The sequence below is a fragment of the Streptomyces liliiviolaceus genome, from assembly GCF_018070025.1.
GTDB lineage: Bacteria > Actinomycetota > Actinomycetes > Streptomycetales > Streptomycetaceae > Streptomyces > Streptomyces liliiviolaceus.
Genome location: NZ_JAGPYQ010000002.1, coordinates 1995058 through 2009420 on the forward strand (window position 1 = coordinate 1995058; position 14363 = coordinate 2009420).

Genomic DNA, 14363 nt, shown 5'->3' on the forward strand with positions numbered 1-14363 from the left:
GACGTATGCGGATCACCGTCAACGTCAACGGTGAGGACCGGACCCGGGAGGTCGAACCCCGTCATCTGCTCGTACGTTTCCTCCGCGACGACCTGGAGCTGACGGGCACGCACTGGGGGTGCGACACCAGCAACTGCGGCACCTGTGTGGTGCTGATGGACGGCGAGCCCGTGAAGAGCTGCACGGTTCTCGCGGTGATGGCGGCCGGCCATGAGATCCGTACGGTCGAGGACCTGGCGGACGGCGACCGGCTCGACCCCGTGCAGCAGGGGTTCATCGAACAGCACGGTCTGCAGTGCGGGTTCTGCACGCCGGGCATGATGCTGACCGGCCGGGCGCTCCTCGACCGCAATCCGGACCCCTCCGACCAGGAGATCCGGGAGGCCATCTCCGGCCAGCTGTGCCGGTGCACCGGCTATCTGAACATCGTGAGGTCCATCCGGTGGGCGGCCAGGGAAGAGGCCGCCGTCGCCGCCCCGGAAGCCACGACCCCGGCCACAGCCACAGCCACCACCGGGAGCCAGGCATGACCGCCGTCGACGAACCCCCGGTGACACCGCAGGAGCCGGCACAGGGACAGGAGCCCGAACGGCCCATCGGCTTCGGCCGGATGAAGCGCAAGGAGGACCCCCGCTTCGTCCGCGGCAGGGGCCGCTACGTCGACGACATCCAGCTGCCCGGCATGCTGCACGGCGCGGTCCTGCGCAGCCCGTTCGCGCACGCCCGCATCCTCTCCGTGGACACGTCCGCCGCCGAGGCGCATCCCAAGGTCACAGCGGTGATCACCGGCGAGACCCTGGCCGGTCTGGGGCTCGCCTGGATGCCCACCCTGTCGATGGACACCCAGGCGGTGCTCGCCACCGACAAGGTCCGTTTCCAGGGCCAGGAGGTCGCGTTCGTCGTCGCCGAGGACCACTACGCGGCGCGCGACGCGATCGAGCTGATCGACGTCGAGTACGAGCCCCTGGACCCGGTCGTCAACGCCCGGCACGCCCTCGCCCCCGAGGCGCCCGTCATCCGGGACGACCTGGAGGGACGTACGGACAACCACGTCTTCGACTGGGAGGCGGGCGACAGCGCGGCCACCGAGGAGGCTTTCGCGCGGGCCGACGTCGTCGTGGAGCAGACCATGCTCTATCCGCGGGTGCACCCCGCCCCGCTGGAGACCTGCGGGGCGGTCGCCTCGATGGACCCGGTCGACGGCAAGCTCACCCTCTACTCCACCTCCCAGGCCCCGCACGCCCACCGCACGCTCTACGCGATGGTGGCGGGCATCCCCGAGCACAAGATCCGGGTCGTGGCCCCCGACATCGGCGGCGGTTTCGGCAACAAGGTCGGCATCTATCCGGGATACGTCTGCGCGATCGTGGGATCGATCGTCACCGGGCGGCCCGTGAAGTGGATGGAGGACCGCTCCGAGAACCTGATGAGCACGTCCTTCGCCCGCGACTACCACATGGCCGGCGAGATCGCGGCGACACGGGAGGGGAAGATCCTGGGCGTGCGGGTCAAGGTCCTCGCCGACCACGGCGCCTTCAACTCCACGGCGCAGCCCACCAAGTACCCGGCCGGCTTCTTCCACATCTTCACCGGCTCGTACGACATCGAGGCCGCGCACTGCCGGGTCACGGGCGTCTACACCAACAAGGCCCCCGGCGGTGTCGCGTACGCCTGCTCGTTCCGGGTCACCGAGGCGGTCTATCTCATCGAGCGCCTGGTGGACTGCCTCGCCGACGAACTGGGCGCCGACCCGGCCGAGTTGAGGATGCGCAATCTGCTGCGGCCGGAGCAGTTCCCGTACGAGAACAAGACCGGCTGGACGTACGACTCCGGGGACTACCCCGCCTGTCTGCGCAAGGCGATGGATCTCGCGGGGTACGAGGAGCTGCGCAAGGAGCAGAGCGAGAAGCGGGCCCGGGGCGAACTCATGGGCGTGGGGCTCTCGTTCTTCACCGAGACGGTCGGCGCCGGGCCCCGCAAGCACATGGACATCCTCGGTCTCGGCATGGCGGACGGCTGTGAGCTGCGTGTCCATCCGACGGGCAAGGCGGTCGTACGGCTGAGTGTGCAGACACAGGGGCAGGGCCACGAGACGACGTTCGCGCAGATCGTCGCGGAGGAGCTGGGCATCCCGCCCGAGGACATCGACGTCGTGCACGGCGACACCGACCAGACGCCGTTCGGACTCGGCACGTACGGCAGCCGCTCCACGCCGGTGTCGGGGGCCGCGGCGGCCGTGGTGGCGCGCAAGGTGCGGGACAAGGCGCGGATCATCGCGGGCGCGATGCTGGAGGTCGCCCCGGACGATCTCGCCTGGACGAAGGGCCGTTGGTCGGTCAAGGGCGATCCCTCCATGACCACGACCATCCAGGAGATCGCGCTCGCCGCGCACGGTTCGCTGGAGCTGCCGGACGGCGTGGAGGGCCATCTGGAGGCGACGACCGTCTACAACCCGCCCGAGATGACGTACCCGTTCGGCGCGTACGTCTGCGTGGTCGACGTCGATCCCGGCACGGGCTCGGTGAAGGTGCGGCGGTTCGTGGCGGTGGACGACTGCGGGACCCGTATCAACCCGATGATCATCGAGGGGCAGGTGCACGGCGGTCTCGCCGACGGCATCGGGATGGCGCTGATGGAGATCATCGGCTTCGACGAGGACGGCAACTGTCTCTCCGGGTCCTTCATGGACTATCTGCTGCCGACCGCGCTGGAGGTGCCCGCCTGGGAGCTGGACCACACCGTCACGCCGTCCCCGCACCATCCGTTCGGGGCGAAGGGCATCGGCGAGTCCGCGACCGTCGGTTCCCCGCCGGCCGTCGTCAACGCGGTCCTCGACGCCATCGGCGTACGCCATGCCGACATGCCGCTGACGCCGAGCCGGGTGTGGCAGGCGCTGCAGGGCGGCGAGGTGGAGGCACCGCAATGAGCCGCGTCGTACCCGTCGTCCCCGTCACTCCCGTCGGACCGTCGCGGGCCGGGCCGCTCGAAGCGCGCATGGCCGAACTGACGGGCCGGCGGGTGCCGTTCGTGAAGGCCACCGTCGTCCGCGCCCGCCGTCCGGCGAGCGCGCGCCCCGGCGACACCGCGCTGGTCCTCGCCGACGGCAGGATCGAGGGTTTCGTCGGTGGGGTCTGCGCGGAGGCCACGGTACGGGTCCAGGCCCTGCGGACCCTGCGCGACGGCGAGTCCCTGCTGCTGCGCATCTCGCCGGAGGAGACGGCCGACGGCACCGGGGAACCCGTCGTCGAGGAGGGCGCGGTCAGCGTCCGCAACCCGTGTCTGTCCGGCGGCGAACTGGAGATCTTCCTCGAACCGCTGCGGCCCGCGCCCCGCGTGCTGGTGTTCGGCGAGTCCCCCATCGCACGGACCCTGCTCGACTTCGGACCGGCGCTCGGTTACGCGATCTCGTCGGTGTCCGGTGCCGACGCGCTCGACACCCCGGGCGCCGAGGCACTGGCCGGCACCCGTGCCGTGGTGATCGCCTCGCACGGCCGCGACGAGGAACGTGCCCTGCTGTCAGCGGTACGGGCCGGGGTGCCGTACGTCGGACTGGTGGCCAGTCCCCGGCGCGGGGCGGCGGTGCTGGCCGGGCTCGCCCACGAGCTGGACGAGGAGCAGCGGGCCCGCGTCCGCACTCCGGCGGGCCTGTGGATCGGGGCCCGTACACCGGGCGAGATCGCGCTGTCGATCCTGGCGGAGGTGGTCCAGGCGGTCCGTCTGCCGACGGCCGCGGCGGAAGAGGCCCGGGTGGGCGCCCCGGTGACGGTGACGGCCACCGACCCGGTCTGCGGGATGGAGGTCGCCGGCTCGGCGGCCACCACCCCGTACTCGGACGCGGGCGGCGCGGGCAGGCAGTGGTTCTGCCGCCCCTCCTGCCGAGAGGCGTACGAGAAGGACCCCGGCCGGTACACGAAGGCGCGGGCGGCGGCGGAGACGGAGGCCGGGACTTCGTGAGCGAGTACGTCGAGCGCGCTCTCCCCGATGTCGGGAGTCTGCGCGCCGCGCTGGACGCACTGGGCTATCTCGCCGACGACGGCCTGGTCACCGCCCTGTTCCTGGCGCTGCGCCTCCCCCAGCCGCTGCTGCTTGAGGGGGAGGCGGGGGTCGGCAAGACCGAGGCGGCCAAGTCGGTGGCCGCGATCCTGGGCGGCCCGCTGATCCGGCTGCAGTGCTACGACGGCCTGGACGCGGCCGAGGCGCTGTACGAGTGGAACCATCCCCGCCAGTTGCTCGGCATCCGGCTCGCCGAGGCACGGCACGAACAGATCGGCGAGGACGACCTGTTCAGCGAGGCGTATCTGCTGCGTCGGCCGGTGCTCGCCGCGCTCAGCCATCCCGGGCCCGCGCCCGCCGTCCTGCTCATCGACGAGATCGACCGCGCCGACGACGACTTCGAGGCGTTCCTGCTGGAGGTGCTCGCCGAGGCCGCCGTCACGATTCCGGAGCTGGGCACCGTACGGGCCACGGTGCCGCCCGTCGTGCTGCTCACCTCCAACCGCACGCGTGACCTCCACGACGCGCTCAAACGGCGGTGTCTGTACCACTGGATCGACTATCCGGAGACCGAGCGGCTCATCGAGATCGTGCGCCGCCGGGTGCCCGGCACGTCACGCGAGCTGGCGGTCGCGGTGGCGGCGGCCGTAGGGCGGCTGCGGGCGCTGGAGCTGCAGAAGCCGCCGGGCATCGCCGAGACCATCGACTGGATCTCCGCGCTGAGGCTGCTCGGTGTGGACGTCCTGGACGCGCAGATCGCCGGGAGCACCCTCGGCTCGCTGCTCAAGTACCGGGAGGACCAGCAGTCGGTGCGCGAGCGCGGTCCGGACTGGCTGGTCGCGGGCCGCCGGCCGTGACCGCGGCGCGGGTGCCGGTCTTCGACCGGGCGGAGTTCGGCGTCCGGCTGGGCGCGGAACTGCGCCGCGCCGGGGTGGCGGTGACACCGGAGCGGTCGGTGCGGTTCCTGGAGGCCTTGCGTCTGCTGCCGCCGGTGGACCGGGCGGCGCTGTACTGGGCGGCGCGGCTGGCCTTCGTGACGGGGCGCGAGCAGATCGGTCCGTTCGACCGGGTCTTCGAGAGGGTCTTCGGGGGCCTCCCGCGGTCGGTGTCGCTCTCCGTACGCAAGGACCGGGGGCGGCCTGGGGCGGGGGTCGAGCCGGATCCCGTGGGCGGGCGGGCCGCAGTGCCGCGCGGGGCCGGTCCGGACGCCGTCGCCGCGCCTCTGCCGAGCGGCGCCCTCCGGGCGGTGTCGGACCGCGGGGTCCTGAGACCGGGCCGGGACCGGCGGACCGAGGCGCTGCCCTCCGTGGGCAGCGCGGCCGAAGTCCTCGGGCACAAGGACTTCGCCGCTCTCGACGCCGGTGAGCTGGCCGAAGTGGAGCGGCTGCTCGCCCTGTTGGTGCTGCGGACGCCGTTGCGCCGCGGTCGCCGCCAGGAGACCGGCAGGCGGGGGCGCCGCGTCGATCTGCGCCGCACCCTGCGCGCCGGACAGCGCACTGGGGGCGAGGTGCTGTCCCTGACGCACAGCCGCGACCGGCTGCGGCGGCGACGGCTGGTGCTGCTGTGCGACGTCTCCCGCTCGATGGAACCGTACACACGTGCCTACCTGCGGCTCTTTCCGCGCGCGGCGGCCGGGGGCGCGGCGGAGGCGTTCGTCTTCGCGACCCGGCTCACCCGGCTCACCCCGGTGCTGCGGCACACCGGTCCTTCCGGTGTGGACGCGGCGCTGCGCCGGGTGGGCGGCGCGGCCTCCGACTGGTCGGGCGGCACCCGGATCGGCCATGCGCTGGCCGAGTTCAACAACCGCTACGGCCGCCGGGGCATGGCGCGCGGGGCGGTGGTGGTGGTCTTCTCCGACGGGTGGGAGGGCGAGGATCCCGGTGCGGTCGGGCGCGAGATGTCCCGCCTCGCACGGCTCGCGCACCGGATCGTCTGGGTCAACCCGCGCAGGGCGGCGCCCGGTTACGCCCCGCGCACCGGCGGGATGGCCGCCGCCCTCCCCCACTGCGACGCGTTCGTGAGCGGGCACAGCCTCAGGGCACTCGCCGAGGTGGCCGAGGCGATCGCGGACGACGGGAACCGGCGGGCCCGCCGGCGGTGAGCCGGGCCGTCGGCGTGCCGCCGGTCCGGCCGGGGCTTCCCCCGTTCAGGGTTTGCGTGCGACGCCGCCCAACGCGATCACGTCGCCGACGGAGCGGGCCTCCCCCAGGTCGGGGCGCCAGTCGTCGATGGGGACCACACCCGGGGCGAGCAGCTCCAACCCGTCGAAGAATCCGGCCAGTTGCCGCGGGCTGCGCAGGTGGTACGGTGCCGCGCCGCTCTGGTTGTAGAGCCGGGTGGCCTCGGCGTTGGCCTTGTTGGTGTCGACGCTGTCGTTGAACGCGAACCAGCTGCCGGAGGGGAGCGCCGCCATCAGCGTGCCGACGATGCGGCGTGCCTCGTCGTAGTCGGCGATGTGTCCGCTGACCTGCATCAGCGTCAACGCGACCGGCCGGGTGAGGTCCAGGGTCCTCGACGCCTCCCGCAGGACGGTCGCGGGGTCGTGCAGGTCGGCGTCGACGTAGTCCGTCGCCCCTTCGGGGCTGCTGGTCAGCAGGACCCGGGCATGGGTGAGGACCAGGGGGTCGTTGTCCACGTAGACGATGCGTGCCTCGGGGGCCACCCGCTGGGCGATCTCATGGGTGTTGTCGACCGTCGGCAGTCCGGTGCCGACGTCGAGGAACTGCCGGATCCCGGCCTCGCCTGCCAGATGGCGCACGGCCCGGCCGAGGAAGGCCCGGGAGCCGCGGGCGAGGTCGGTGATACCGGCGAAGACCTCGCGGAACGCGTCTCCCGCCACGTGGTCGACGGGGTAGTTGTCCTTCCCGCCGAGCCAGTAGTTCCAGATCCGGGCCGAATGCGGCACCGTCGAGTCGATCTTCGCTAACGCCGCTTTGTCAGGAGCGGACGAGTCCTGGGTCACCGGCAACCTCCTTGAGGACACACACCGTTGGTCGTGGAGTATGTCAGTGCTCCGGGCCCGGCGGACCCGTCCCGTACGGCAGGTCGTCGACCGGCAGGTGTCCCTCGATCAGTGCGAGACCCAGCGGAGTCAGGGTGTGCCGTGCGGTGTCGGCGCTCCGGTGGGTGGCGATCAGACCGGTGCTCCGCAGGACGGCGGTGTGTTCGCCCGCCGACACGGGTGACATGCCGAGCCGCCGCGCGATGTCTTCCTCCGTCGTTCCACCGGACAGGGCGATCTCCTCCAGCACGGACGCCCGGTCCTGTCCCAGCAGCCGGGCCAGCGCCGAGCGGCCCGGCCGTTCGGGTCCGGTGAGCAGGTGCAGGCCGCGGTTGGCCGGATAGACGAGGACCGGTGTCAGCTCCTCGTCGAGCAGGGTGATGGGCCTTCGCCAGCAGAAGTACGAGGGAACCAACCGCAGTCCCCTGCCCCGGAGACGCAACTGCTGGTCGAGGGGGTAGTCCACCGTCAGCACCGGGGCCTCCCAGCGGGCCGACGGTCCGAGGCCGCCGAGCAGCCCCTCGGCTCCGCCGTCCAGGAAGTCGCGGGCGCGCAGGGTCCGTTCGGCCTCGGTCACCGCGCGGATGCGGTTCCAGCGACGGGCGAGCACACGGTCGTGGTAGCGGTTGAGGGCGCTGCCGAGCTTGCCCATCGTCTCGGCGTCGCCCTCCGCCATCAGCCGCGTCCAGGAGGGTGTCCGGCGCCGGACGGCGAACTGCGCGAGGTCGGCACGCAGCTGCCTGCGGCCGGTGCTGAGCACGGCGTCCACGGCGGAGCGCACGTCGGGGGCACCGGAGGGGGTGAGGAAGTCGGGCGAGTAGCCGCGGGGCGGCGCCAGCGCGAGCAGCATGCGCGTCGAGGAGTCGACGCGGGTCAGCGTCTCGGACCTCCAGGGGCCGAAGACCACGTGATCGGCCGGGCCGCCCAGAGCATGCAGGCTCAGCAGGATCTCCCAGGCCGGATCCGGCTCCTGGGCGATGCGGATCCGGCTCAGATCCGCCGTGGAGAAATGTATGTGGAGCACGGATGATCCCCCCGAGTCACAGACCTCCTGCCGCAGGAGCAGGATCTCACGGCTCCTGCGCCGGCCCGGGGTTCCGGTCGTGCACGGTCCGATCACGAACTCAATGAACGCAAATGATCAAGCCATGGGTTTTCGCCGCGCCCCTCCTTAGCATCGGCCCCGTCGCGCAACGGTGCGCCGACCAGGAGAGGGAGAGCACGTCATGGACAGGACGAGGCCGAGTACGTCGGAGATCCAGGGCGGGTCCGGTTTCCTCCGGCGCCGCCGGGCGGCGGTGGCCGCCGGCATCGCGGGAATCCTCCTCGGCACGCTCTCCGGGCCTGCCTCCGCGACGACGACCACGGACGCGAGCGCACCGGCGGTCGTGGAGTGCCCGGCGAACCTCGCGGGGAAGGCCACCTGCTACACCGGCCGGGACGCCGACGGCGCCTACTACGCGATGGCCGTCCCGAAGAACTGGAACAGGTCCCTCGTCGTGCACGCGCACGGCGGCCCCGACCTCGGCGCGGAGTCCGACCCGGAGCGCAGCACGGGTGACCTGGAGCGCTGGTCGGTGATGGTGGACGAGGGCTACGCGTGGGCGGGCTCCTCGTACCGTCGCGGTGGGTACGGAACCCGGATGGCGGCAGCCGACACGGAGAAGGTGCGCCGGCTGTTCGTCGAGGAGTTCGGCACACCGAAGCGGACGTACGTGCACGGTCAGTCGTGGGGCGGCGACGTCGCCGCGAAGGTCGTGGAGACGTACGGCGCGGGCAAGCGCGGCCCCTACGACGGGGCGCTGCTGACCAACGGTGTCCTCGGCGGTGGGTCGCGCGGCTACGACTACCGCGTGGATCTGCGCGTGGTCTACCAGTACTACTGCCAGAACCATCCTCGTCCCACCGAGGTCCAGTACCCGCTGTGGGAGGGGCTGCGGGAGGGCTCGACGATGACGTCCGCCGGGCTCGGCGCCCGGTTGCAGGAGTGCACGGGCTTCGAGTCCGCGCCGCAGGACCGGACCGCCGTGCAGCAGCGCAACCTGGACGACATCCTCGGCGTCACGGGAGTGCCCGAGCGCACGCTGGAGTCGCATCTGCGGTTCGCCACCTTCACCTTCCGCGACATCGTGCACAACCGGCTCGGCGGCCGCAATCCGTTCAGCAACCAGGGCGTGCGCTACTCCGGGTCCCATGACGACAAGGCGCTCAACGCGGGCGTCGAGCGCTTCTCCGCCGACCCCACCGCCGTACGCGACCTGTCGTACGACAGTGATCTGACGGGCAAGGTCGACATCCCGGTGCTCACGCTCCACGCCATCGACGACCCGACGGCGTTCGTCGAGCACGAGTCGGCGTACCGGGACAGCCTGCGGGGCGCGGGCCGGGACCGGCACCTCGTGCAGACCTTCTCCCGGGAGAGCGAGCACAGCGGGCTGAGCGACTCCGAGTACGCCAACTCGATCGCCGCGCTGGACTCCTGGGTGCGCACCGGCAGGAAGCCGACGCCGAAGTCGGTCGCCGCGTCCTGCCCCGCCTTCGACGCCGTCCACGGCACCGGCTGCTTCTACGACCCGGGTTTCCGGCCCGGTTCGTACGCCTCGAAGGTCGACGCCCGGCCGGGCGGACTGCGTTGGCCGGCCATGACGTCCGGCCAGGAGAAGGCCTGGAGCCGGATCGACGGCGTGGGCATCGCTCCCTGAGCGACCTCTCCACCCCGTACGCCCTGTAGGCGCTGTGCGTCCGCCCGCGCGGCCCCCGGTCAGCCGTGATCGCCCTCCGGATCCACATGGGGCATGATCCGGTCGAGCCAGCCGGGGGTCCACCAGGCGTGACGGCCCAGCAGGGTCATGACGGCGGGGACGAGGAGCAGGCGCACGACGGTCGCGTCGATCAGGACGCTCACCGCAAGGCCGAGTCCGAGCATCTTGACGACGATGTTGTCGCTGACGATGAACGCGGCGAAGACGCTCACCATGATCAGGGCGGCGCAGGTGATGACACGGGCGGTGATCTCCAGGGCGTGGGCGACGCTCGCCCTCGCGTCGCCGGTGCGCAGCCAGGCCTCGTGCACCCGGGACAGCAGGAAGATCTCGTAGTCCATGCTGAGGCCGAAGATGATGGCGAACATCATCATCGGTACGTAGCTCTCGATGGGGACCTTCCCGTCCACGCCGAGCGCCGGGCCGCCCCAGCCCCATTGGAAGACGGCGACGACCACACCGTACGAGGCGGCGATCGACAGGACGTTGAGGACCGCCGCCTTGAGTGCGACCAGCACGCCGCGGAAGACCATCAGGATGATCAGGAAGGCCAGGGCGACGACCACCGCGATGATCAGCGGGAGGCGTTCCGCGACGATGTCCCGGAAGTCGACCTGGGCCGCGGTGGTACCGGTGACATAGCCCTTGGCATCGGTTCCGGCGACGGCCGCGGGCAGGGTCTCGTCGACCAGGCGGTTGGTCAGGTCGGTGGTGTCGGCGCTCTGCGGGGCCTGTTTCGAGTAGACGGTGGCGATCAGCACGTCCGTGTCCTGGGTGGACGTGAGCGGGGTGGTCGTGGCGGCGCCCGGCACATCGGTGAGTGACTTCTGCACCTGCGTCTTGAGCGAGGACCGCTGGTCGGAGGGCACACCCGTCTGGTCGACGACGACGGTCAGCGGGCCGTTGGAGCCGGGCCCGAAAGCCTGCGCCATGATGTCGTAGGCCCGCCGGTCCGTGAACGACCTCGGGTCCGCGCCGTCCCCGATGTGACCCAGCTGGATCGAGAGCAGCGGAACGGCGAGGACGAGCACGGTGACGGTGCCGCCCGCCAGGAACCACCAGGGCCGCCGCTGTACGCGCCGGGCGTAGCGGTGCCAGGTGCCGTGGGCGGGGGCTCCCGGCTCGGCGTCCGTCTCGGCGACGGGGCGGCGTACCCGGTAGCGGTCGACGCGGTGGCCGATGAGGCCCAGGAGGGCGGGGACGAGGGTCAGCGCGCCGGCGACGGCGGAGACGACCGTCACGGCGGCGGCGACGCCCAGTTTCCCGATGAATCCGGCGCCGGAGACCGACAGTCCGGCCAGGGCCACGATGACCGTGCAGCCGGAGACGAGTACCGCCCGGCCGCTCGTGGCGGTGGCCCGTCCCGCCGCCCGCACCGGATCGTCGCCGTCCATGAGGTTCTGCCGGTGCCGGGTGATGAGGAAGAGCGCGTAGTCGATGCCGACGCCGAGCCCGATCATCGTGGCCAGCGTCGGTGACACCGTGGCGAAGGTGAAGGCCGCGGCGAGCAGTCCCAGGCAGGCCAGCCCTCCCAGGACGCTGACCAGGGCCGTCAGCAGCGGGAGGCCCGCCGCAAGGACGCTGCCGAAGCCGACGAGCAGGACCACGATCGCCACGCCGAATCCGATCAGCTCGCTGACCCGGTCGTCGGGGGCGGGTCGGGCGAGTTCGCCGAGCGGTCCGCCGTACTCGACGTCGACGCCCGCTCCTCGCAGGGGCTCGACCGAGGTGTCCACCCCGTCGAGGTACGAGTCGCCGAGCGTGGACGGCTGTACGTCGAAGCGGACGGTGATGTATCCGGTCTTTCCGTCACCGGAGAGCGGGCCCACGTTCTGCTGCGAGGAGTTCTGTTGCGAGGAACTCTGCTGCGAGGAGCTCTGGGCCGCCGTCAGCGGGTTCTGCACGGCCAGGACGTGCGGCAGTTTCTGCAGGTCGGTGACCGTCTGGCCCAGCTGCGCACTCACCGAGGCCAGCGGTTGCTTCGCGTCGCGCAGCACGATCTGGCTGCTGTAGCCGCCCGCCGCCGGGTCGTGCCGTCTCAGGACGTCCTGGCCCTGCTGCGACTGGACCCCGGAGAGGGAGAAGTCGTCCGAGTACTCCCCACCGAACGACCGGTTCAGGACCTGTACGGCCGCGAGGGCGACGAGCCAGGCCACGATGACGATCACGAAATGCCGGGCACACCATTCCCCCAGCCGGCGCAGTCTCCCCGCTGCCCCCGACCCCCCTCCTGAGCTGGACTCCGTCGCTGACATACGCACTCCCACGACGTCATGGGTCGGACTCGTCCATTGAACAACGTCTCGATCACGTCGTCCTGCGGAAGCCCTCGCGTGGAACGCGGCGCTGCGCGCCGGGCCGGACCCGACCGGTCCGGCGCGCGTCTCTTCGGCGGGTTGTCCGGGCAGCCGGCCCGTCAGCCGACCGGCAGCGGTTCCAACCGGCCGTCCAGCCATTCCCGCCATGGCTTCGCGCGGGGAGCCGGCCCCGCTTCCATGGGCCGTCCCTCCCAGCCGGCCACCGGACGGATTCCGTGCAGGGCGTTCACCAGCCACACCTCCCGGCCTGCCAGCTGGTCCAGGGTTCGTTCGCGGTGGGCCAGCTGGACCCCGCCGCGCAGGGCGTGCTCCTGGATGAGGCCCGTGGTGATGCCGGCCAGGATCGGCAGCTGCGGCGGGGGCAGGCACAGGACGTCGTCCTCCCACCACAGGACGCTGGAGGTGGCCGCCTCCAGTACGAGGCCGGACGGCGCGATCAGCACCGCCTCCTGCGCGCCCTGTCCGGCCGCCCGCTGCCGGACCCGGGCCAGGACGTCCAGGTCCGGCCCCTTGCGTCGGGGCACGGTACGCGGATCGGGCTGGCCGGCCGCCCACACCCGCACATCCGGGGCGAGCGGCGGGGCGTGCCGCAGGAGCAGTCTCAGCTGGAGAGAGCCGGCCACCAGCTCGACGCGCGGGAACCAGGATCCCGTGCGGGGCAGCGCCGCCGTCATGTCCCGCCAGAACTCGGTCAGTTGTTGGAGAGATGGCCCTCCGCAGTCGCCGCAGGCCCGCAGGAACCGCTCGCGGTGCCGGTCGAGGCCGCGCACCTGCCCGTCCCTGAGCAGCCAGGAGTCCGCGACCAGCAGTTGTGTGTCGGCCGCGAGACCCGCGATCAGCCCGTGGCCGGGCACCCACGCCAACAGTCCTTCTGCGGTTGCCGGTTGTGTCATCAAAGAATCTCTCCTCTCAGTACAACCGTCAGTACGTCCGCCGACGCGTCCGGATTCATCTCCGGCGTGTCCGCATGATCAATACTTCCGGCCGGCACGCACCGATGAGCCGTGTCCGGGGCCGTGAGGAGCCTGCTCCAGCCAGGCCCCGCACCGGCCACCCGCCATCTCCACCGGCGCCAGCCGTCAGCCACCGGCCACCGAGCACGGGTCACCGCGGTCGCGGCGCCCCCGCGCTGTCCCGCACCACGAGCCGGGTCGGGACCAGCGTCGTGCCGTGCTCGGGGGTGTCCTGGCCCATCTGCCGCAGCACACCCTCGACGCAGCGTCGCCCCACCTCGGCGAAGTCCTGGTGGACGGTGGTCAGGGGCGGGAGGAAGGAACCCGCCTCGGGGATGTCGTCGAAGCCGATCACACTGACGTCGTCGGGCACGTACCGCCCGCGTTCGTGCAGTGCCCGCAGCAGGCCCAGCGCCATCTGGTCGTTGGCGGCGAACACGGCGGTGCAGTCCGGCTGTTCGGCCAGTTCGAGACCGGCCCGGTAGCCGGACTCGGCCGACCAGTCGCCCCGTACCAGCGGGGGTGTGGCGCGGCCCGCCCCGGTGAGCTCGGCGCGCCAGGCGTCGGCCCGGCGCTGGGCGGCGAAGGACTCCTCGGGGCCCGCCAGGTGCCAGACCGTCTCGTGGCCGAGGCCCAGCAGATACCGCACGGCGTCACGGCTGCCGCCCGCCTGGTCGGTGTCGACCACGGTGTACCGGTCACCGGCGTCCGAGTCGGCCACCACGACCTTGATGTGGGGCGGCAGGGAGAGGGTCACCGCGTCGAGGAGGTGCACCTCCAGGATGACGATGACGGCGTCGACGGCCAGCTCCCCCAGTCGGGAGAACGCGCCGCGCACCTCGTCCTGGGTGGGCACGGCGACGGGCAGCAGCGTCACGGCGTAGCCCTCGTGCGCGGCGGAGGTCGCGATCGCCTCCAGGGTGCGGACGTTACCGGTGGTCGACAGACCGAAGGTGATCACGCCTATGGTGCGGAACTCGCCACGCTTGAGCGCACGGGCGGCGCTGTTGGGCCGGTAGCCCAGCTCGCGCATGGCCTCCAGCACCTGCTGGCGCGTCTCCTCGTTCACACCCGCGTAACCGTTGGAGACCCGCGAGACGGTCTGCGAGGAGACGCCGGCCAGCCGGGCCACGTCCGCCATCGAGGCGCTCGCCGTCCGGCGGGAAGCCCGTTTCCTGGTGCGCGCCGCGGCCTGCGGTCTGCTCGCCGAGGCGCTGTCCGCTGTGTCCACCCGTCCCCCTCGTCGTTCCGAACCGTAGTTTCCTCAAATGACCCTTGACCACCGTCAACGGGGCAGTGTAGACATGCCGCCATCAGATGTTTACGTAAACATAAC

Annotated in this window: 11 protein-coding genes; 6 read left to right on the forward strand and 5 right to left on the reverse strand. The window is 71.8% G+C overall.

The genetic code is table 11. The annotated features are described in order from the left end of the window. Positions 1 to 5: 5 nt before the first annotated feature. The 5 genes from J8N05_RS44070 to J8N05_RS44090 are packed head-to-tail and all read left to right on the forward strand — an operon-like array spanning position 6 to position 6094. Complete coding sequence (locus J8N05_RS44070) at positions 6 to 530, forward strand: (2Fe-2S)-binding protein (protein ID WP_210893306.1); 525 nt, start codon at positions 6 to 8, stop codon at positions 528 to 530. Then, positions 527 to 2926 carry an aerobic carbon-monoxide dehydrogenase large subunit gene (locus tag J8N05_RS44075; RefSeq protein WP_210893308.1) on the forward strand — a complete coding sequence of 800 codons (2400 nt, stop codon included), beginning with the start codon at positions 527 to 529 and terminating at the stop codon, positions 2924 to 2926. The genes J8N05_RS44070 and J8N05_RS44075 overlap by 4 nt, the downstream gene beginning before the upstream one ends. Continuing rightward, positions 2923 to 3954 (forward strand): XdhC family protein, encoded by a 1032-nt coding sequence (locus tag J8N05_RS44080; protein ID WP_210893310.1) that lies wholly within the window; start codon positions 2923 to 2925, stop codon positions 3952 to 3954. Before J8N05_RS44075 ends, J8N05_RS44080 begins: the two co-directional genes overlap by 4 nt. After that, positions 3951 to 4850, forward strand: a complete 900-nt coding sequence (locus tag J8N05_RS44085) for an AAA family ATPase (protein WP_247706944.1) — start codon at positions 3951 to 3953, stop codon at positions 4848 to 4850. The genes J8N05_RS44080 and J8N05_RS44085 overlap by 4 nt, the downstream gene beginning before the upstream one ends. Beyond that, positions 4847 to 6094, forward strand: coding sequence for a vWA domain-containing protein (locus tag J8N05_RS44090; RefSeq protein WP_247706945.1), 1248 nt, complete (start codon positions 4847 to 4849; stop codon positions 6092 to 6094). Before J8N05_RS44085 ends, J8N05_RS44090 begins: the two co-directional genes overlap by 4 nt. 45 nt (positions 6095 to 6139) lie before the next feature. On the opposite strand, the gene J8N05_RS44095 is transcribed toward J8N05_RS44090, so the two are convergent. Further along, complete coding sequence (locus J8N05_RS44095) at positions 6140 to 6955, reverse strand: SAM-dependent methyltransferase (RefSeq protein ID WP_210893312.1); 816 nt, start codon at positions 6953 to 6955, stop codon at positions 6140 to 6142. A 43-nt stretch (positions 6956 to 6998) separates the two neighbouring features. Further along, the gene (locus J8N05_RS44100) at positions 6999 to 8018 is read right to left on the reverse strand and encodes a MarR family winged helix-turn-helix transcriptional regulator (RefSeq protein WP_210893314.1); all 1020 of its coding nucleotides are present in this window, start codon (positions 8016 to 8018) and stop codon (positions 6999 to 7001) included. 202 nt (positions 8019 to 8220) lie between these two features. Here J8N05_RS44100 and J8N05_RS44105 point away from each other — a divergent pair, with 202 nt between their 5' ends. Next, a complete protein-coding gene (locus J8N05_RS44105; RefSeq protein ID WP_210893316.1) occupies positions 8221 to 9696 on the forward strand; it encodes a hypothetical protein in 1476 nt (491 codons plus the stop codon). 59 nt (positions 9697 to 9755) lie between these two features. On the opposite strand, the gene J8N05_RS44110 is transcribed toward J8N05_RS44105, so the two are convergent. The 3 genes from J8N05_RS44110 to J8N05_RS44120 form a co-directional block, all read right to left on the reverse strand. Beyond that, positions 9756 to 12011, reverse strand: a complete 2256-nt coding sequence (locus J8N05_RS44110) for an MMPL family transporter (RefSeq protein WP_210893319.1) — start codon at positions 12009 to 12011, stop codon at positions 9756 to 9758. A 161-nt stretch (positions 12012 to 12172) separates the two neighbouring features. Beyond that, positions 12173 to 12967: an aminotransferase class IV gene (locus J8N05_RS44115; RefSeq protein ID WP_210893321.1), complete on the reverse strand. Its 795-nt coding sequence runs from the start codon at positions 12965 to 12967 to the stop codon at positions 12173 to 12175. A gap of 211 nt (positions 12968 to 13178) precedes the next feature. Then, positions 13179 to 14258: a LacI family DNA-binding transcriptional regulator gene (locus J8N05_RS44120; RefSeq protein WP_384270764.1), complete on the reverse strand. Its 1080-nt coding sequence runs from the start codon at positions 14256 to 14258 to the stop codon at positions 13179 to 13181. Between the last annotated feature and the right edge of the window lie 105 nt (positions 14259 to 14363).